Source organism: Staphylococcus pasteuri (assembly GCF_003970495.1).
Classification (GTDB): domain Bacteria; phylum Bacillota; class Bacilli; order Staphylococcales; family Staphylococcaceae; genus Staphylococcus; species Staphylococcus pasteuri.
Window position 1 is genome coordinate 1 of sequence record NZ_RXWW01000023.1, and the last position, 19,947, is coordinate 19,947.

Consider the following 19,947-nt stretch of genomic DNA (forward strand, 5'->3'; position numbering starts at 1 on the left):
CCGGCCTAGCTCAACTGGTAGAGCAACTGACTTGTAATCAGTAGGTTGGGGGTTCAAGTCCTCTGGCCGGCACCATCTCTTGGAGGGGTAGCGAAGTGGCTAAACGCGGCGGACTGTAAATCCGCTCCTTCGGGTTCGGCAGTTCGAATCTGCCCCCCTCCACCATATTTAAATAGGGGCATAGTTCAACGGTAGAATAGAGGTCTCCAAAACCTTTGGTGTGGGTTCGATTCCTACTGCCCCTGCCATGGCGGTTGTGGCGAAGTGGTTAACGCATCGGATTGTGGTTCCGACATTCGAGGGTTCGATTCCCTTCAACCGCCCTTATTATTAATGGGCTATAGCCAAGCGGTAAGGCAACGGACTTTGACTCCGTCACGCGCTGGTTCGAATCCAGCTAGCCCAGTTATTGGCGGCATAGCCAAGTGGTAAGGCAGAGGTCTGCAAAACCTTTATCACCGGTTCAAATCCGGTTGCCGCCTCCAGGTTTATATTAAGCGGGAGTAGTTCAACTCTTAGAACACGTTCCTTCCCGGAACGAGGTATAGGTGCAAATCCTATCTTCCGCTCCAAATTTTATATTAAGCGGGAGTAGTTCAACTCTCAGAACACGTTCCTTCCCGGAACGAGGTATAGGTGTAAGTCCTATCTTCCGCTCCAAATTTTATATTAAGCGGGAGTAGTTCAACTCTCAGAACACATTCCTTCCCGGAATGAGGTATAGGTGCAAGTCCTATCTTCCGCTCCAATTACTTCCAAGTGGGAAGTTTTTTCTTTATATTGAGCCGGCGTGGCGGAATTGGCAGACGCGCGGGACTCAAAATCCCGTTCCTTTTTGGAGTGTCGGTTCGATCCCGACCGCCGGTATTATATAAATACCTTATGTATTGTGAGTGAAAATGTTGTTCAACCAATGTTTTCACTCTTTTTTTATACTTTTAGATATTTTAAAGAATAGAGGAATAAATACTAATGATTTGAAGAATTTAAAACGTTTAAAAATATTGTCTTATCTTTGTTAAAAAGTGTGATTGTAGTAGAAAGAGTTTTATAATATGATAATTCTAACATTATTAATTGGAGGTCTATAATGAGTAATACTAGCTCGAAAATGGGTAGTAAAAGTTTTTTTAGTAATATTTTAAATGCAGTAGGGGCAGGAGTAGTCATTGCATTATTGCCAAATGCTTTACTTGGTGAATTGTTGAAATTTTTTAAAGATGGTAACGAGCTGCTTGAAAGTATTTTTAGACTTGTTACTGTAGTACAATCATTCATGGCTTTTATTGTTGGTGTACTTGCTGCGCATCAATTTAAATTTAATGGATCAGGAGCAGCGATAATAGGAGCTTCTGCTATGTTAGGGTCAGGGGCAATTGTTTTTGATGGTCAGACTATCATGTTAAAAGGTATTGGAGATATTATTAATATTATTTTAGTCGTGATTATAGCATGTTTTTTATATTTAATTCTTCAAGGTAAATTGGGATCTTTCGAAATGATTATTTTACCTGTTTTAATTCCGGTAGTCAGTGGAACAATAGGACTCATTACATTACCTTATGTTCAAATTATCACTCATACTATTGGTAAAGTTATTAATTCATTTACTGATTTGAATCCTTTAACTATGTCAATTTTAATAAGCGTAACTTTCTCTTTATTGATGGTAACACCTATTTCATTAGTAGCAATTGCCACTGCTATTAGTTTAACTGGTTTGGGAAGTGGTGCTGCTAATATGGGAATTGTAGCTGCATGCGTAACATTTTTATTTGGTTCATTAAGAATAAATTCTATTGGGGTTAATTTAGTATTATTAATTGGAGCAGCAAAAATGATGATTCCTGTTTATTTAAAACACTTAATTATTGCAGTACCATTGATAATTAACGGAATAGTGACTAGTATAACTGCGTATTTGATTGGAATTAAAGGGACGCCACTTTCAGCTGGATTTGGATATACAGGCTTAGTTGGACCTATTAATGCATTAAATCGTATGTCTGGTGACCAAATGACTAATATTATATTATTATTTGTTGGATACTTTATAGTTCCTTTCATAAGTGGATTTGTAGTCCATGAATTATGCAAAAAATTTATATACTCTTATAATGATGAAATATATAAATTTGAAATTCCAAAAGAATAAATTTGCTTAAAGTGTAGCCTAATGGCTATGCTTTTTTTATGTATTTAAAAATTTATATTGCATATTAATGTATAAATTTGTATAATAATGAATATTAAAAAGGAGGGATGCTTTAATGAAATATATTATTAAAGTATTTTTGGTATTTATAATCCTTGTAGGTTCATTATTGACAAATACTCAAAACAATACTCATGCTGAAGAAAACGACGAACATTGGAAAAAAATCAAAGAAAGTGGCGTATTGCGTGTTGGTCTATCAGCAGATTACGCACCAATGGAATTTGAAAAGAATATAAACGGTAAAACTGAATATGCTGGTGTTGATATTGAACTAGCCAAAAAGATAGCTAAAGATAATCATTTGAAATTAAAGATTATTAATATGCAATTTGATAGTTTACTAGGTGCATTAAAAACAGGAAAAATTGATATTATCATTTCAGGAATGACAACAACCCCTGAACGTGAAAAAGAAGTAAATTTTACAAAGCCTTATATGATGACTAATAATATTATGTTGGTTAAGAAAAAAGAAAAGAGTCATTTAAAAGATATTAACGATTTTAAAAATAAAAGAATTGCTGTCCAAAAGGGTACAGATCAAGAAAAAATAGCAAAAACAGAGATAGAAAATGCTGACGTGACTTCTTTAAATAAATTGCCTGAAACAATATTATCTGTCAAAAGCAATAAAGCAGATGGAGCTATTTTAGAAAAGCCGGTAGCAGAAGCATACATAAAACAAAATCCAGAACTTGCTTTTTCAGATGTGACATTTAATGAAGAAAAGAAACCCACTTGTATTGCGCTTCCTAAAAATTCTCCCATTTTATTAAGAAAGCTTAATCAAACTATCGATGAAGTCAATGATAAACATTTAATAGATCAATATATGACTCAAGCATCAAAAGATATGCAAGATGATGGTAATTTTTATACAAAATATAAAAGCTTTTTCATTAAAGGTATAAAAAATACGATTTTAATCTCAATTATTGGGGTAGTGTTAGGAGCTATTTTAGGAGCTTTTATTGCGCTTATGAAATTAAGCAAAATTAAACCTTTATCTTGGTTGGCATCAATTTACATTGAATTTTTAAGAGGAACACCACTATTAGTACAAGTTTTTATAGTATTTTTTGGTACTACCGCAGCACTTGGACTAGATATTTCTGCGTTAATTTGTGGAATCATTGCGTTAGTCATTAACGCTTCAGCATATATAGCAGAGATATTTCGTGCAGGTATTAATTCAATCGACAAAGGACAAACTGAAGCAGCTCGTAGTTTAGGCTTAAGTTACAATCAAACAATGAAATCGGTCATTATGCCTCAAGCAATTAAAAATATTCTACCTGCTCTTGGTAATGAATTTGTCACATTAATAAAAGAATCATCAATTGTATCTACAATTGGTGTAGGTGAAATAATGTTTAATGCTCAAGTTGTTCAAGGTATTTCATTTGATCCTTTCACACCATTATTAATAGCAGCAGGTATGTACTTTATTCTTACATTTACTTTATCACGAATCATGAATTTTATAGAGGGGAGAATGATGGCCAGTGATTAAAATTAAAAACTTAAATAAGAAATTTGGTAATAATGAAGTTTTAAAAGACATTAATTTAGAAATACAGCAAGGAGAAGTTGTAGCAATTATTGGACCCTCTGGTAGTGGGAAAAGTACATTACTGAGATGTATGAATTTACTAGAAATACCAACTAAAGGACAAGTTATTTTTGAAGGTAATGATTTAACGCATAAAGGTATACAATTAGACCAGTTACGCCAGAAAATAGGTATGGTATTCCAAAATTTTAATTTATTTCCACATAAAAAGGTTAAAGATAATATCATATTAGCTCCAAAACTTTTAAAAAAGAGAGAGTTAAATAAGTTGAATAATCAAGCTTTGGAATTACTTGAAAAAGTGGGTTTAAAAGAAAAAGCCGAAGTATATCCAAGTCAGTTGTCAGGCGGACAAAAACAAAGAGTTGCTATTGCACGTGCATTAGCAATGCAACCGGATGTTATGCTATTTGATGAACCTACCTCAGCCCTAGATCCAGAAGTTGTTGGTGATGTATTAAAAGTAATGAAAGATCTAGCTAAAGAAGGTATGACTATGGTTGTGGTTACACATGAAATGGGATTCGCTAAAGAGGTAAGTGATAAAGTAATATTTATGGCTGACGGAGTGGTAGTAGAATCTGGTAAACCCAACGAACTATTTGAACACCCACAAAATGAAAGAACTCAAAATTTCTTAGCAAGAGTTTTATAACTATATGAAAAATAATATATAATTTGTCAATAAACAAGTGAACATTTTGTGTGTTTGCTTGTTTTTTAAATCTGATACATACATCATTAATTACTGATATGTTAGAATAACAAGAGTATATTTTTATTGTGGGGGCAAAATTTTGGATGTAAAGCAGTTAAAACAAGATATCATTGATTATGCGCATACTATTGGTATCGACAGTATAGGTTTTACTACTGCCGATCCTTTTGACGAATTAAAACAAAAACTAGAAGACTATCATGCTAAGGGATATGCATCTGGTTTTGAAGAGTCTGACATTGCACTAAGGACTGAACCCAAATTAAGTTTACCAACTGCAAGATCCATTATTGCAATTGCTGTAGGCTATCCAAATAAACTTAAAGGTGCACCTAAAAGTGTTCGTGGTGATAGACGTGGTATGTTTGCAAGAGCTTCTTGGGGACAAGACTACCATACAATTATGAGAAAGCGACTCGATCAACTAAGTGAGTATATAAGATCAGTTGTTCCAGATGTTGAGATTCAATCTATGGTAGATACTGGTGTATTATCTGATAGAGCGGTTGCAGAACGAGCTGGTTTAGGATTTGTAGGACGAAATGGATTTGTAATTAATCCAGATTTAGGTACGTGGACTTATTTAGGAGAAATGCTTGTTAGTATTCCATTTGAACCTGATGATCCATTAATTGATAGTTGTGGTGACTGTACTATTTGTGTTGATAGATGTCCCACTGGAGCATTAGTAGGTAATGGTCAATTAAATAGTCAAAAATGTATTAGCTTCTTAACGCAAACAAAAGGGTATTTAGATGATCAATATAGATATAAAATAGGTAATCGCTTATATGGTTGTGACACATGCCAACAAGTTTGTCCAAAAAATAAAGGAATCAATACGCAACATGATGATATAGTTTTAGAACCAGAAATATTGAAACCTCGATTAATACCATTATTACAAATGAGTAATAAAGAATTTAAAGCAACATATGGGCATTTAGCAGGGGCTTGGAGAGGAAAAAAACCAATTCAACGTAATGCTATTTTAGCTTTAGCACATTTTAATGAAGAAAGTGCTATACCTGAGTTAAAAGAAGTAGCATTAAATGATCCAAGACCTATGATAAGAGGAACAGCATTTTGGGCAATTGGACAAATTGATGGTGAAAATGCGCGTGAATTTATTCAAACACATTATCATGATGAATTAGAAGAAGTCCAAGTTGAAATGAAGAAAGGCTTGGAAATGAGGAGAGAAAAATAAATGACAAATCACATTGTTTTATTTCAACCTGAAATACCTGCCAATACTGGCAATATTGCTAGAACGTGTGCAGGTACCAATACACATTTACATTTAATTAAACCTTTAGGGTTTAGTACTGACGATAAAATGTTAAAAAGAGCAGGATTAGATTATTGGGAACATGTTAATATTACATACCATGAAAATATAGAATCATTTTTTGATGAAACTGAAGGAGATTATTATTTACTTACTAAATTTGGTAAACAAACATATAGTGATTTTGATTTTTCAGATACAAGTCACGATCATTACTTTATTTTCGGAAGAGAAACAACTGGGTTACCGGATTGGGTTAAAGAAAAATATCAAGAAACAGCATTACGTATACCTATGAGTGATAAAATTAGATCATTAAATCTTTCTAACACGGCAGCATTACTTATTTATGAAGCTTTAAGACAACAATCTTTCCCTGATTTATCTTAAAAAATGATAGATTAAGTTCAAAGTAGATGAAGGATATTATATCAACATGTTATATTTATTGATGAGAAAATAATATTCAATAAACATAGGTTAGTTTAACCTAAATATAATAAGGGTATAAATGAATTAATATTAACCATACTATTCTATGTATAGCAAACTAAGAGGAGTGTATTTTAAAATGGCAATGAACTTTAAAGTATTCGAAGATAAACAAAGAGTAGCTGAATATACAGCAGACATTTTGAGAAAACAGTTTAACAACAATCCTATGACTATCGCTGGTGTTCACTTAACTAAAGACCATGCACCTGTATTAGATGAACTTAAAAAGAACGTTGAGTTACATGCAGTTGATTTTAGTCAAATTAACATTTTAGATTATGATGAAAATAAATCATACTATGAAGCTTTAGGCGTACCTCAAAGCCAAATTTATTCATTATCTTATAATCAAGATGCTAATGAATTTATTTCTGATAAAATTAAAACAAAAGAAAATAAAGGTAAATTAGTGTTACAAGTAGTTTCTATTGATGAGAATGGCAACCTTGATGTAAGCGTAAGACAAGGATTATTAGAAGCGCGTGAAATTTTCTTAGTTGTTACTGGTAGCAATAAACGCGAAGTAGTTGAAAAATTATATAATGAAAATGGTAAGTCTAATTATGAACCAGCAGATTTAAAAGCTCATCGCATGGTTAACGTTATTTTAGATAAAGAAGCAGCGGCTGGATTACCTGAAGATGTTAAAGAATACTTCACTGCTCGCTTTGCTTAATTACTAAGTGAAAAAGAGGTTCTATGTATGATACAAAATAAAGATTCTAAAACTAATTATCATGAAGAAGAAAATGCTATGGTAACTGATTTAGATGATTTAAAAGATTTAGGTAAAGAAATGGAACAAATTTCTGAGGAAAATGATGAAGATAAATTAAACCAATCACATGATTCAGATGTTCGTTCTGATTTAGAAGAATAATCATTAATCAAGCGCTTGTATTAGCATAGTCTACTACAAGCGCTTTTATTAATTGTATGATATTTTTACAATTTGTATTTCAAAAATGCATAAAATATCTACTTATATTATGATATGATATTGAATAGTCATATATATAAGGAGAACGTGTATGTTAGGAAAGTATTGGAAACATTTAATGATAGCTACGGTCATTATAAGTTTAATATCAATTAAAGCATTTCCATTAGCACTTGGCGCATTATATTTACCATTATTATTCAAAATCGTGCAATTGCAATTGAATCTTTCAAATGGCTTAATTGATGATGTCAATGCGCAAACTTTTATTAAGAGTAATCAATCTGGAATCATTATAAGTGTAATTTGTTGTTTAGCTATAACTGGAATTTTATACTACACATTAAATGATTTTTATAATGGTTTAACAGGCTTCTTGAGAATTTTAATTCAAATAAGTCCAGTTACAGTTATTTTAAGTGCGATATTGTATATTTTAACTGCAATTGCTACTGTTCAAGCAACAAAACAAAAATTTCAATAAAGAATAATAAAGTCTAGTTTTATCAGTTAAATAAAATTGTTAAAGCTAGATTTTTTTGTAAAATTTTATTATGTAAACGGTTTAGTTCTAAATTGATAAGGTAATTTAAATAGTGATATACTGGTATCAAACAATATAAATAAGGGGAGAATAAAATGTCAGTACGTATTGAACATGATACATTTGGAGAAATTGAAGTACCTGCAGATAAATATTGGGGTGCGCAAACAGAAAGAAGTAAACGTAATTTCCCAGTAGGTAAAGAAAAAATGCCTATTGAAGTAGTATATGGTTTTGCACAATTAAAAAGAGGTGCTGCATTAGCTAATAATGAATTAGGTAAACTTAGTGATGCTAAAAAAGACGCTATCGTATATGCATGCGATAAAATTTTAAATGGTGAGTTGGACGAACACTTTCCATTAGTAGTATGGCAAACAGGAAGCGGTACTCAAAGTAATATGAACGTTAACGAAGTTGTAAGTTATGTAGCTAATGAATATTTAAAAGAACATAATAGCGATGAATCAATTCATCCTAATGACGATGTTAATAAATCACAAAGTTCTAATGATACATTTCCTACTGCAATGCATGTCGCTTTGTATCACGAAGTTGAAACTAAATTAGAACCTGCATTGAAAAATTTACGTCAAACATTCAAACAAAAAGAAGATGAATTTGAATCTATCATAAAAATCGGACGTACACATTTACAAGATGCTACACCAATTAAATTAGGCCAAGAAATTAGCGGTTGGAGATACATGTTAGATAAATGTGAAACATTACTAAGTGAATCTAAAAAACATATATTAAACTTAGCTATTGGTGGTACAGCAGTAGGTACAGGAATTAATGCACATCCAGAATTTGGAGATAAAGTTGCTAAATTTATTTCAAAAAATACTGGTTATGAATTCGTATCTTCTGAAAATAAATTCCATGCTTTAACAGCACACGATGAAGTTGTCCAATTACATGGAACACTTAAGGCATTAGCAGCAGATTTAATGAAAATAGCTAATGACGTTAGATGGTTAGCTTCAGGTCCAAGAGCTGGTTTAGCTGAAATTTCTATACCAGAAAACGAACCAGGTTCTTCAATTATGCCGGGTAAAGTTAATCCAACACAATGTGAAATGTTAACTATGGTAGCTGTTCAAGTCATGGGTAATGATACTGCAGTCGGAATTGCAAGTTCTCAAGGTAACTTTGAATTAAATGTATTTAAACCGGTTATTTTACACAATACTTTACAATCAATTTATTTACTTGCAGATGGTATGCAAACATTTAATGATAATTGTGCAGTTGGAATTGAACCTATAGAAGAAAACATCAATAATTATTTAAATCAATCATTAATGTTAGTTACTGCATTAAATCCTCATATTGGTTATGAAAAAGCAGCTCAAATTGCTAAAAAAGCACATAAAGAAGGATTAACGCTTAAAGAATCAGCAATACAGTCAGGCCATGTAACTGAAGAACAATTTGAAGAATGGATTAAACCAGAAGATATGGTAGATCCACATTAGAGGTATAAAAATTTCAAAAAGCTAGGTTGAATTATATTAATAATCAACCTAGCTTTTATTTATGAGATATCGTCATCTAAACTAACTGAAATGAATTCCTTAGTAAAAGGATGTTGCAGCTCAATTTTGTAGCTGTGTAATTCCAATTGTCTTAAAGTTGAATCACCATATAATGGATCACCAATAACAGGATGTCCAATTTCAGCCAAATGAACACGAATTTGATGAGTTCGACCAGTATCTAATTTGATTTCTAATTCACAAACATTTTCTTTAATCATATTTGATGAAAGTATATGAGTAATAGCACGTTGTCCAGTATTAGAAATACGTTTCTTATTTGGATGGAATTTGTCTTTACCGATTGGTTTATCGATAGTTTGTGGTTTAACTGGTAATAACGCTTTAACATGCGCTTTATAAATTCGTGTGATTTGATTTTCTTCAAGCATTCTATCTAGTATTTTCTTCATTATAGGATTTTTAGCTACAATTAATAAACCAACCGTTTCTTGGTCCAATCTATGAATAGGTTCAACATATTTGCTGTCAATCGTATATATAACATGATTCATTAATGTATTACTTTCTTTTAAGTCATTAGGATGCGTTTTGACACCTTTAGGTTTTAGGACGATTGCAAAATCATGATTTTCATAAAAAACTTGTGCATAACGATAACTAGGTAAATAATTACTTTTCTCATCAGGTGTAGGTATAAATATATGATCACCTGTATGTACTTTATTAGATAATTGGCTAGCTTCGTTATTAATAGTGATTTCTTTAGACATATTTAATAAATGTAAGTCCTTCTTAGGTAACTTCAAATCTTGGAAAATCTCTCTCAATGTATATTGATCATAATTTTCAGGTATTGTAAATTTCATAAAATCCTCCTATAGTTACTATTTATCATATCACAAAATATATGACAGCAATATAAAATTAATTGAAATCAGAGTCCTTTAACTAATTGATAATTTAAAGAATTTGGTGATATGTTTGTTTATATAAACTTAAACGCTATAATAGAATAGATATATAAATTAAAATCGGAGGTAACTATGGAAAAACCAACACGTTTAGCACTCCTTAAAGAAATTGCTGAATTTTTAAATGAAGAAACAGAAGTGTATAGTATGATGCAAGGAGCAATTCAATATTTAATTGAGGGCAGCGATTTTACAACGGGTTGGATTTTCTTTATTGATGAAGCGGGTAATCACGAATTAGTATCGAGCATAAATTTACCTGGAGCATTATCAAATAATCAATGTCATTATATGACAAATGGTTCATGTTGGTGTGTGAGATCATATCATAATGGAAAATTAACAAAAGCATCTAATATTATTAATTGTTCTAGAATTAATTTAGCGAATCGTGCACACCATGAAGAAACAGATGGTATCACACATCATGCGACTGTACCATTAAGATCTGGGGAAGAACAATTTGGTTTATTAAACGTTGCGACACCACATAAAGTTCGTTACAACGAAGAAGATTTAGCATTACTAGAATCTGTTGCTTTTCAAATAGGCTCAGCAATAAAACGGATTATGCTTACTGATAGAGAAAAAGAAAATGCTCGAATAAATGAAAGAAATAGATTGGCTCGAGATTTACATGATTCGGTAAATCAAATGTTATTTTCATTAAAGTTAACTGCCCATGCAGCTTATGAGATATCAAATGAAGAAATATCTAAAAAAGCGTTTAAAACGATTGAAGAAACGAGTCAAAATGCCGTAAATGAAATGCGTGCACTTATATGGCAATTAAAACCGGTCGGATTAGAACAAGGTATGTTACAAGCTTTGAATCAATATAGTAATGTACTACAACTTAATTTAACTGTACATGTGGACGGATTAGTAGATGTATCTAATCTAGTAGAGGAAAATGTTTATCGCATGGTACAGGAATGTTTAAATAATGTAAGAAAACATGCTAATACTAAAGATGTGGAATTAATATTAAAACAAACTAAAGAAACTCTTATTGTAATTGTTCAAGATGAAGGCAAAGGCTTTGATAATAATCATCAATCCAAAGACACTTCAAATGGTCTTAAGCATCTTCAACAACGAACTGATTTATTAAAAGGACAATTACAAATAGAATCAAAAATAAATAAAGGTACGCGTATTAAAATTGAAATACCTTTGAATTAAGTTTTTAAGGGAGTATAACTATGTATAAAATTATATTAGTTGATGATCATCATATTGTGAGACAAGGTTTAGAATTTTTATTATCTACTGTAAATGATATTGAAGTAATTCAAGGATTTGCTGAAGGAAAATCATTTATACATTATTTAGAAGAAAATGAATTACCAGATATCGTTTTGCTAGATTTAGTAATGCCAGATATGAATGGTATTGAAATTACAGAATATTTAAAGAAACATTATCCCAATATCAAAATTTTAGTGTTAACTAGCTATGTAGATGATGAACACGTGATATCAGCATTAGAAAAAGGTGCAGATGGATATGAAATGAAAGATGTAGAACCTCAGAAACTTATAGAAACAATTCATAAAGTGCTTGACGGAGAAAAAATCATTCATCCCAATGCTAAACGTGTAATTGATACTATGAGTACAAAACCACATTTTACTAATAAGTTATCTAAAAGAGAAACTGAAGTATTGAAAGAAATGGTCAAAGGAAAAACAAATAAAGAAATCGCGAATACATTATTTGTATCAGAAAAAACTATAAAAACTCATGTTAGTCATATATTTAGTAAATTACAAGTGAACGATCGTACACAAGCAGCAATATATGCTATGGAAAATAAATTGATTTAATAAATGTAATTTTAACCACTAAAAATCAAGCTCAATTTTTAATGTAAAAATAACTTTCTAACTATCAATATTGTTAAAAGTTTAATTATTTTGATAATTTTGCCTTTAATAAAAATACCGATAAAACTAAATTGACTCTTTTATTTTCTTTAAAAATATATTAAGATGTAATTTGTGTTTCAAGAAATGTGTATAATTGCAATTTCTTGTGTCCGGATATAAATTCTTTTCAAGAAAGGTAGATAATAGAATGGATAGACAGAGTTTTACAGATTTAATTCAAACAAAATTTAAAATGGTTCGTATAGAAGCAGGATATACACAAGATACAATGGCTCAAACAATTGGACTTTCAAAGAAAACACTAGTTCAAATAGAAAAAGAACGCGTATTACCTAATTGGACAACATGTGTTTCTATTTGTGCTTTGTTTAGAGATTCTGATGTATTGAATAGTACATTTGGTTGTGACCCTTTAGAAATCGTTCAAACTATTTCTAGAAACCACTGTGCTTACCCAAATCACTCAACTACTAGTGATATTTATTGGAATACAATCGAAACTAGAAGCGGTTATATTTTACAAAGTAATAAAGTAAGCAATATTTATCGTGTGTTAAATCCTGAAAAACAACCTATTTTTGGTACTTCAAAAATGAGAGAAGCAGAAACTTATTTCAATAGAAATGCTAAAGAAGAGTTAGTTCATATTTAATTTCTGTAAAAGTGACAGTAGAATCTTAAAATGATTTAATCACTTTGGAATAATTTAGAAGATGTTTTAGTTATTCGTTATACATATTAGCCTAGGTCATCGATTATGAAGACTTAGGCTTTTATTTATATAACCTGTAAGTTGTTAATAATTTTAATTAACTCTAATTAAATCAGTAACATGCTATAATGAATCATGATTTTCAAAAAGAAGGGAGTCTTTGTCATGCATGCTTTATTTATCATCTTATTTATGATGGTAGTCGGTGCTATTATTGGTGGTATAACTAATGTTATTGCGATAAAAATGTTGTTTCATCCATTTAATCCGTATTATATTTTTAAAATGCGTATTCCATTCACACCTGGTTTAATTCCAAAAAGAAGAGATGAAATTGCTAATAAAATTGGACAAGTCATAGAAGAACATTTACTCACTGAGGAGCTTATCAGACAAAAGTTGAATGATGGACAAGCTAAAGATGCGATAAATGAAATGATTATGAATCAATTAACTCAATTGAAGTCTGATGATATGACTATTTATAATATTGCTAATAAATTTGATTTTAATATAGATGATGTCATTGATCATCAAATGCCAGCCAAAGTAGAAAAGATACTGAATCAATATTATGAATCCAATCAGCAAAAAGCTATCAAAGATATCGTGCCCCAAGAATTAATTAATCTTGTTGATGAGAGGTTAGATGAAGTAGGGGATTTAATTTGTGACCGTGCACGTGTTTATTTATCATCACCTAAAGGAACTCGTGATATAAATGAAATGTTAGATACTTTCTTTAATGAAAAAGGTAAGATAATAGGCTTATTACAAATGTTCATGACACGAGAAAGCATTGCTGATCGTATTCAACAAGAATTAATTCGTTTGACAAGACATCCAAAAGCTAAAAGCATTATTGAGCAAGTTATAAAAAATGAAGTTGAAACATTCAAAAATAAACGATTAGGTGAGTTAGTAGCAAATCATCAATTTAAACAAATGGCAACAACAACCTCTACATTAATCATCACACATTTCAATTTGCATGATAAAGCAAGACAACCAATAAAAGACTTGGCACCTCAATTCATTAAATATTTAGAAAATGAATTGTCAGGTAAACTCACTATGATAATTATCGACCAGTTATCAAGTAACTTATCAACTATAATGCGTAAAATTAATTTAAGACAACTTATAGAAGATCAGATTAATACGTTTGATTTAGACTATATTGAAAAAATTATTATAGATATAGCTAATAAAGAGTTAAAATTAATTATGTCTTTAGGATTCATACTTGGAGGAATAATAGGTATTTTCCAAGGAATAGTCGCAATCTTTGTCTAACTAAATAATATGTGTTACATTATTGAAGAGTGTTAAAACACAAATTAACTCAAAGGAGTGCAATTAACAATGGCAGTAAATTTATATGATTATGCAAACCAATTAGAACAAGCATTAAGAGATAGTGATGAATACAAAGCTATCAAAGATGCTTACGCTAAAGTAAAAGATAATGAAGAATCAAAAAAATTATTTGATGAATTCCGTGAAACTCAAATGAGCTTCCAACAAAAACAAATGCAAGGTGAAGAAATTCCTGAGGAAGACTTACAAAAAGCTCAAGAACAAGCTCAAGCAATCGAAAAAGATGAAAACATTTCAGCTTTAATGCAAGCTGAGCAAAAAATGAGCCAAGTATTCCAAGAAATCAATCAAATCATCGTTAAACCATTAGATGAAATTTACGCTGACTAATTAATCGCGTAATGATTTATACTAGCTACAGTACTGAGATAAGGTACTGTAGCTTATTTTTATGTAATTTATTAATAACGTGGTTCTGCATCGACTGTAGCGTTTCACATATGGTAAAATGAGTAGATATAAAGGAAAATTATAAATAGTTATAACTTAATAATTAAAAAGATAATTCGTTTTTATAACTTTAACTACATTTTTTAATTAATGCAGTTATAAAGTGTCTTAAATAAGGAGAATAAAGCTTATGGTCAAATTTATACATTGTGCGGATTTACATTTAGACAGTCCTTTTAAATCTAAAAGCCATTTAAGTCCTAAAATTTTTGAGGATGTACAAAAAAGCGCGTATGAAAGTTTCCAACAAATTGTTGACTTAGCATTACAAGAAGAAGTGGACTTTATTATTATTGCTGGAGATTTATTTGATAAAGAAAATCGTACATTACGAGCAGAAGTATTTTTAAAAGAACAGTTTGAACGTTTACAAAAAGAACAAATTTTTGTCTATATTTGTCATGGTAATCATGATCCATTATCTACTAAAATTTCATCAAATTGGCCTAAAAATGTTTCGGTATTCTCAAATCAAGTAGAAACATATCAAGCAATTACTAAAGATGGAGAAACAATCTTTATCCATGGTTTTAGTTACCAAAATGAGGCAAGCTATGAAAATAAAATTGATAGTTTCCCATCAAGTCAAGGTCAGCAAGGAATACATATAGGTGTACTTCATGGAACTTATAGTAAATCATCAGTTAAAGATAGATATACTGAATTTAGATTAGAAGATTTAAATAATAAATTATATCACTATTGGGCATTAGGTCATATTCATGAACGCCAACAGTTAAGTGATATGCCTGTAATTAATTATCCTGGTAATATTCAAGGAAGACATTTTAATGAAAAAGGTGAAAAAGGTTGTCTACTTATACAAGGGGACAATTTAAAACTAAAAACTAAATTTTATCCGACACAATATATCAAATTTGAAGAAGCTACAATTGAAACGACACAAACTACAAAGCAAGGATTATATGAAGCAATACAATCTTTTAAAGATAAAGTACGCGATGAAGGTAAAGCATTCTATAGATTAAATGTCGTTATTAAGAGTGAAACGATGTTATCTCCTCAAGATGTATTACAAGTTGAAGAAATGATTTCAGACTATGAAGAACATGAAAAAGACTTTGTCTTTATTGAAGATTTGAACATCCAATATGCAACAAATGATGAACCTCCATTAGTCAAAGAGTTTTCAAAAGACCTATTAGATGACAGTTCTGTTTTTGATAAAGCTATGTCTGATTTATATTTAAATCCACGAGCATCTAAATATTTAGATGACTATACTTCATTTGATAAAACCGAATTAGTTAATCATGCTGAAGATTTATTAAAGGCAGACATGAGAGGTGAACATAATGATAATTAAATCACTTGAAATATATGGATATGGACAATTTGTTCAACGTACAATTGAGTTTAATCAGTCATTTACTGAGATTTTTGGTGATAATGAAACTGGGAAATCTACAATTCAAGCATTTATACATTCAATTTTATTCGGTTTTCCTACTAAAAAGTCTAAAGAACCTCGTTTAGAGCCTAGGTTAGGTAATCAATATGGCGGTAAACTGAAGCTTCAGTTAGATGATAATAGTATCGTTGAAGTTGAACGTATTAAAGGAAGCGCCCAAGGTGACGTTAAAGTTTATCTAGAAGATGGTACAGTTAGAGATGAAGAATGGCTTCAAAAGAAATTGAATTATATTTCTAAGAAAACGTATCAAGGTATCTTCTCTTTTGACGTTTTAGGCTTACAAGATATTCATCGCAATTTAGATGAAAAACAATTACAAGATTATTTGTTAGAAGCGGGTGCGTTAGGCTCAACTGAATTTACAAGTATGAGAGATACAATCAGCTTAAAAAAAGACGAATTGTATAAAAAATCTGGTAAAAATCCAATTATCAATCAACAAGTCGAACAATTGAAACAATTAGAAGCACAAATACGTGAAGAAGAAGCAAAGTTAGATACTTATCATAGATTAGTAGATGAAAAAGATAAGTCATCTCGAAGACTTGATAATCTAAAACAAAACTTAAATCAACTCTCTAAAATGCATGAAGCTAAGCAGAAAGAAGTAGCTTTACATGATCAAACTCAAGAATGGAAACAACTTGAACAAGCACTTAATATAGAACCATTACATTTTCCTGAAAAAGGTATCGATCGTTATGAAACTGCTAAAGCTCATAAACAATCCTTAGTAAGAGATATTGATTTAAGAGAACAACAATTATCACAAATTGAACAAGAAAATCAATCACTTCAACCGGTAAAACAATCTGATATTGATGCGTTTAATAGTTTATATCAACAAGAAAATGAGATTAAACAAAAAGAGTATGAATTAAGATCTATTGAAAAAGAAATTTCTGATAAACAACGTGATAAAGAAAGTATGCAGTCAAATATTGGGTGGAATGAAACGCATCACCAAGTAGATAGTTCCGAAGCTATGAAGAGTCACATTAGTGACCAAGTGAAGGATAAGCAAGAACAAGTTGCATATATTCAACAATTAGAAAGAAGTCTTGAAGATAATAAAATAGATCAGAGTGCGAATACTAATGAACTTGAACAATTAGAAAGTCAACTTGTTCCCGAAGAAACATTCGAGAAGAAAAAAGAACATAAACAACAAATCGTTGAATTAAACGAAAAAGAAAACTTATATGAAAAATTAAAAGAGACATTTGAACTCGAACAAGAAAGAAAAAATAAACGCCAGAATATATTACGATGGGCATTTATTTTATTAGCTATTGTAGGTGCAGCGTTAACTGTCTTTGCATTTATTTCTCAAAATATGTTGTTTGGTATTATTTTTGCAATCTTAACAGTAGTATTTATCGTAGGTATTTTCTTAGTGAAATCTAAAGAAGTTGATTATAGCGAAACAATTACTCAAGAAATTGATGATTTAGAAAATCAATTACAAGAATTGGAAAAAGATTATAATTTAGACTTCGATTTAGATGAACAATTTCGTATTCGTGACCATTGGCAACACGCTTTGAAAAATAAAGACGTTTTAGCTGAGAAGTCAAGCTATATAGAAAGTTCATTATCTAAAGCACAACAACGTTTAGAAGAAATCAATAATAGTATTGAAGTAGCTAAACAAGAGTTACATTTATCACCTAAAATATCAGATAATCTTATTGTTGAAAGTATTAGCACAATGAGTCAAATTAAGTCAAATGACCAATATTTAGATGATCTTAATAGCAAACGACATCAACTAGTAAATGATATAGAAGCTTTCTACAATCATGCTGAATCAGTAACTCAATCTCAATTTACTTATTTCAATAAGATGTCATTCTTCCATGATGTCAAACAATGGTTAAAAAATGCAGAAGAAAATAATGAGAAATGGTATAAAAATAGTGAACAGAGCAAATTACTTAAAAATGAATTAACTCAATTACGTTCACATTTAGATGAAAGTAATAATACGATTAAAGAATTATTTAATCATATAAATGTTTCAAATGAAGAAGCTTTTTATCAACATCATGAAAATTACCAAACTTATACAAATCAAATGACACGTTTTAACGATTTAACTAAATATCTAGAAAATCAAAATTATTCTTATGAATCTAGTTCACAACTAAGTGAAAAAACTAGCGCACAATTAAACGAAGAAAATCAACTTTTAGCGCAACAAGTAGATCAATATAATGAACAATATCTTGATATGCAAGCTGAAGTTAGTGATTTAAATGCGCAAATTAATAATATGGAAACAGATACGACACTAACTAATTTACGTCATGAATATCATAGCTTGAAAAATAGAATGAATGATATTGCTAAAGATTGGGCAAGTTTAAGCTACTTACAAAGTTTAGTAGATGAGCATATTAAACAAATTAAAGATAAACGTTTGCCACAAGTCATCAATGAAGCGATTATTATTTTCAAAAATCTTACTAATCATGCTTATACAAATATTTATTACTCAGAAGAGGCAATTCAAGTGAAACATGAAAATGGCCAAATTTTCCAACCAGTAGAACTAAGTCAATCTACAAAAGAATTATTATATGTTGCACTTAGAATAAGTTTAATCAAAGTTTTAAAACCATATTATCCATTCCCAATTATAGTGGACGATGCATTTGTACATTTTGATAAAGCACGTAAAGAAAGAATGTTGAACTATTTAAGAGAATTATCTCAAGATTATCAAGTCTTATACTTTACATGTACAAATGATAATATCATTCCAAATAAAGAAATGATTACTTTAAATAAATTTGAGAAAGGCGGGAAATAATGAGAAATGTAGAAAAATTAAATCCCGGTGATTCGGTTAATCACTTCTTTTTAATTCATAGAGCAACGCAAGGTGTAACAGCTCAAGGTAAAGATTATATGACACTGTTCTTGCAAGATAAGAGTGGGGACATTGAAGCTAAATTATGGACTGCGACTAAAGAAGACATGCAAACATTAAAACCTGAAGAAATAGTACATGTTAAAGGTGATGTTATTAATTATCGTGGTCGTAAACAAATGAAAGTAAATCAAATAAGACTAGCTACGCCTGAAGAAAATATGAATACTCAAGATTTTGTTGATGGCGCACCAATGACACCAGCAGAAATTCAAGAAGCTCTTTCTCATTATATGCTTGATATTGAGAATGCCAGTTTACAACGCATAACAAGACATTTAATTAAAAAATATCAAGAAAGCTTCTTTACGTATCCGGCAGCAAGTTCCCATCATCATAATTTTGCCAGTGGTTTAAGTTATCATGTCTTAACAATGTTACGTGTTGCTAAATCGATATGCGATATTTATCCATTATTAAATAGAAGTCTTTTATATAGTGCTATTATTTTACATGATTTAGGAAAAGTAAAAGAGCTTAGTGGACCAGTAGCAACTACTTATACTGTAGAAGGAAACTTATTAGGACATATTTCTATTGCAAGTGATGAAGTAGCTGAAGCAGCTAAAGAGCTTGGTATTGATGGAGAAGAGGTAATGTTGCTTAGACATATGATTCTTGCTCATCATGGTAAATTAGAATTTGGATCACCTAAAATGCCTCATTTGAAAGAGGCTGAGATTTTATTTTTCATAGATAATATTGATGCTAAAATGAATATGTTTGAAAAAGCATTTAAGAAAACTGAAAAAGGTCAATTTACAGAACGAATTTTTGGACTTGAAAATAGACAATTTTACAATCCAACACAATTAGATTAGAAGTTCAGAAAAGGTGATATAGCTCAATGAAGAGCTACATCACCTTTTTAAATTATAAATATTTGTT

General features: G+C 30.5%; 18 protein-coding genes and 9 tRNA genes. 26 read left to right on the forward strand and 1 reads right to left on the reverse strand.

The genetic code is table 11. The features are described from left to right. Positions 1-81 precede the first annotated feature (81 nt). The 18 genes from CD121_RS03270 to fumC all read left to right on the forward strand — a co-directional run bounded on the left by CD121_RS03270 (position 82) and on the right by fumC (position 9,260). A tRNA-Tyr gene (locus tag CD121_RS03270) sits at positions 82-165 on the forward strand. Between the two features lie 9 nt (positions 166-174). Then, positions 175-248: transfer RNA gene (locus tag CD121_RS03275), tRNA-Trp, on the forward strand. A gap of 2 nt (positions 249-250) precedes the next feature. After that, a tRNA-His gene (locus CD121_RS03280) sits at positions 251-323 on the forward strand. Positions 324-334: 11 nt separating this feature from the next. Further along, a tRNA-Gln gene (locus CD121_RS03285) sits at positions 335-406 on the forward strand. Between the two features lie 5 nt (positions 407-411). Further along, positions 412-485 (forward strand) — tRNA-Cys (locus CD121_RS03290). A gap of 12 nt (positions 486-497) precedes the next feature. Then, positions 498-572: transfer RNA gene (locus CD121_RS03295), tRNA-Gly, on the forward strand. A gap of 13 nt (positions 573-585) precedes the next feature. After that, a tRNA-Gly gene (locus tag CD121_RS12205) sits at positions 586-660 on the forward strand. Between the two features lie 13 nt (positions 661-673). Then, a tRNA-Gly gene (locus CD121_RS03300) sits at positions 674-748 on the forward strand. A gap of 36 nt (positions 749-784) precedes the next feature. Then, a tRNA-Leu gene (locus CD121_RS03305) sits at positions 785-867 on the forward strand. 223 nt (positions 868-1,090) lie between these two features. After that, the gene (locus tag CD121_RS03310; protein ID WP_126567442.1) at positions 1,091-2,155 is read left to right on the forward strand and encodes a PTS sugar transporter subunit IIC; all 1,065 of its coding nucleotides are present in this window, start codon (positions 1,091-1,093) and stop codon (positions 2,153-2,155) included. Positions 2,156-2,270: 115 nt separating this feature from the next. Beyond that, the gene (locus CD121_RS03315) at positions 2,271-3,731 is read left to right on the forward strand and encodes an ABC transporter substrate-binding protein/permease (protein WP_126567443.1); all 1,461 of its coding nucleotides are present in this window, start codon (positions 2,271-2,273) and stop codon (positions 3,729-3,731) included. Then, a complete protein-coding gene (locus CD121_RS03320) occupies positions 3,724-4,446 on the forward strand; it encodes an amino acid ABC transporter ATP-binding protein (RefSeq protein WP_046466853.1) in 723 nt (240 codons plus the stop codon). Before CD121_RS03315 ends, CD121_RS03320 begins: the two co-directional genes overlap by 8 nt. A gap of 142 nt (positions 4,447-4,588) precedes the next feature. Next, positions 4,589-5,719, forward strand: a complete 1,131-nt coding sequence (queG, locus tag CD121_RS03325) for a tRNA epoxyqueuosine(34) reductase QueG (protein ID WP_046466852.1) — start codon at positions 4,589-4,591, stop codon at positions 5,717-5,719. Then, positions 5,720-6,190 (forward strand): tRNA (uridine(34)/cytosine(34)/5-carboxymethylaminomethyluridine(34)-2'-O)-methyltransferase TrmL, encoded by a 471-nt coding sequence (gene trmL, locus CD121_RS03330; protein ID WP_017638028.1) that lies wholly within the window; start codon positions 5,720-5,722, stop codon positions 6,188-6,190. It begins immediately after the preceding gene. Between the two features lie 181 nt (positions 6,191-6,371). Next, complete coding sequence (locus tag CD121_RS03335) at positions 6,372-6,971, forward strand: 6-phosphogluconolactonase (protein ID WP_017638029.1); 600 nt, start codon at positions 6,372-6,374, stop codon at positions 6,969-6,971. A gap of 27 nt (positions 6,972-6,998) precedes the next feature. After that, on the forward strand, positions 6,999-7,175 hold the full coding sequence (locus tag CD121_RS03340) for an SAS053 family DNA gyrase inhibitor (RefSeq protein WP_126567444.1): 177 nt from the start codon (positions 6,999-7,001) through the stop codon (positions 7,173-7,175). Positions 7,176-7,326: 151 nt separating this feature from the next. Continuing rightward, on the forward strand, positions 7,327-7,719 hold the full coding sequence (locus CD121_RS03345; RefSeq protein WP_017638031.1) for a hypothetical protein: 393 nt from the start codon (positions 7,327-7,329) through the stop codon (positions 7,717-7,719). A 155-nt stretch (positions 7,720-7,874) separates the two neighbouring features. After that, complete coding sequence (gene fumC / locus CD121_RS03350; RefSeq protein WP_046466851.1) at positions 7,875-9,260, forward strand: class II fumarate hydratase; 1,386 nt, start codon at positions 7,875-7,877, stop codon at positions 9,258-9,260. Between the two features lie 59 nt (positions 9,261-9,319). Here fumC and CD121_RS03355 read toward each other — a convergent pair whose 3' ends face one another. Further along, positions 9,320-10,150: an RluA family pseudouridine synthase gene (locus CD121_RS03355; RefSeq protein ID WP_126567445.1), complete on the reverse strand. Its 831-nt coding sequence runs from the start codon at positions 10,148-10,150 to the stop codon at positions 9,320-9,322. Between the two features lie 177 nt (positions 10,151-10,327). Here CD121_RS03355 and CD121_RS03360 point away from each other — a divergent pair, with 177 nt between their 5' ends. From CD121_RS03360 to yhaM, 8 genes are all read left to right on the forward strand, one after another. Then, positions 10,328-11,440 carry a GAF domain-containing sensor histidine kinase gene (locus CD121_RS03360; protein WP_126567446.1) on the forward strand — a complete coding sequence of 371 codons (1,113 nt, stop codon included), beginning with the start codon at positions 10,328-10,330 and terminating at the stop codon, positions 11,438-11,440. Positions 11,441-11,460: 20 nt separating this feature from the next. Further along, the gene (locus CD121_RS03365) at positions 11,461-12,084 is read left to right on the forward strand and encodes a response regulator (RefSeq protein ID WP_126567447.1); all 624 of its coding nucleotides are present in this window, start codon (positions 11,461-11,463) and stop codon (positions 12,082-12,084) included. A 250-nt stretch (positions 12,085-12,334) separates the two neighbouring features. Then, positions 12,335-12,799: an XRE family transcriptional regulator XdrA gene (xdrA, locus tag CD121_RS03370; protein ID WP_002452105.1), complete on the forward strand. Its 465-nt coding sequence runs from the start codon at positions 12,335-12,337 to the stop codon at positions 12,797-12,799. Between the two features lie 225 nt (positions 12,800-13,024). After that, a complete protein-coding gene (locus CD121_RS03375) occupies positions 13,025-14,155 on the forward strand; it encodes a DUF445 domain-containing protein (RefSeq protein WP_029056286.1) in 1,131 nt (376 codons plus the stop codon). Between the two features lie 69 nt (positions 14,156-14,224). Further along, positions 14,225-14,569, forward strand: coding sequence for a YlbF/YmcA family competence regulator (locus tag CD121_RS03380; protein WP_017638037.1), 345 nt, complete (start codon positions 14,225-14,227; stop codon positions 14,567-14,569). A 250-nt stretch (positions 14,570-14,819) separates the two neighbouring features. Continuing rightward, the gene (locus CD121_RS03385; protein ID WP_017638038.1) at positions 14,820-16,016 is read left to right on the forward strand and encodes a metallophosphoesterase family protein; all 1,197 of its coding nucleotides are present in this window, start codon (positions 14,820-14,822) and stop codon (positions 16,014-16,016) included. Then, complete coding sequence (locus CD121_RS03390; protein ID WP_126567448.1) at positions 16,006-18,939, forward strand: ATP-binding protein; 2,934 nt, start codon at positions 16,006-16,008, stop codon at positions 18,937-18,939. The genes CD121_RS03385 and CD121_RS03390 overlap by 11 nt, the downstream gene beginning before the upstream one ends. Continuing rightward, positions 18,939-19,880, forward strand: coding sequence for a 3'-5' exoribonuclease YhaM (gene yhaM, locus CD121_RS03395; protein WP_017638040.1), 942 nt, complete (start codon positions 18,939-18,941; stop codon positions 19,878-19,880). The genes CD121_RS03390 and yhaM overlap by 1 nt, the downstream gene beginning before the upstream one ends. Positions 19,881-19,947 lie beyond the last annotated feature (67 nt).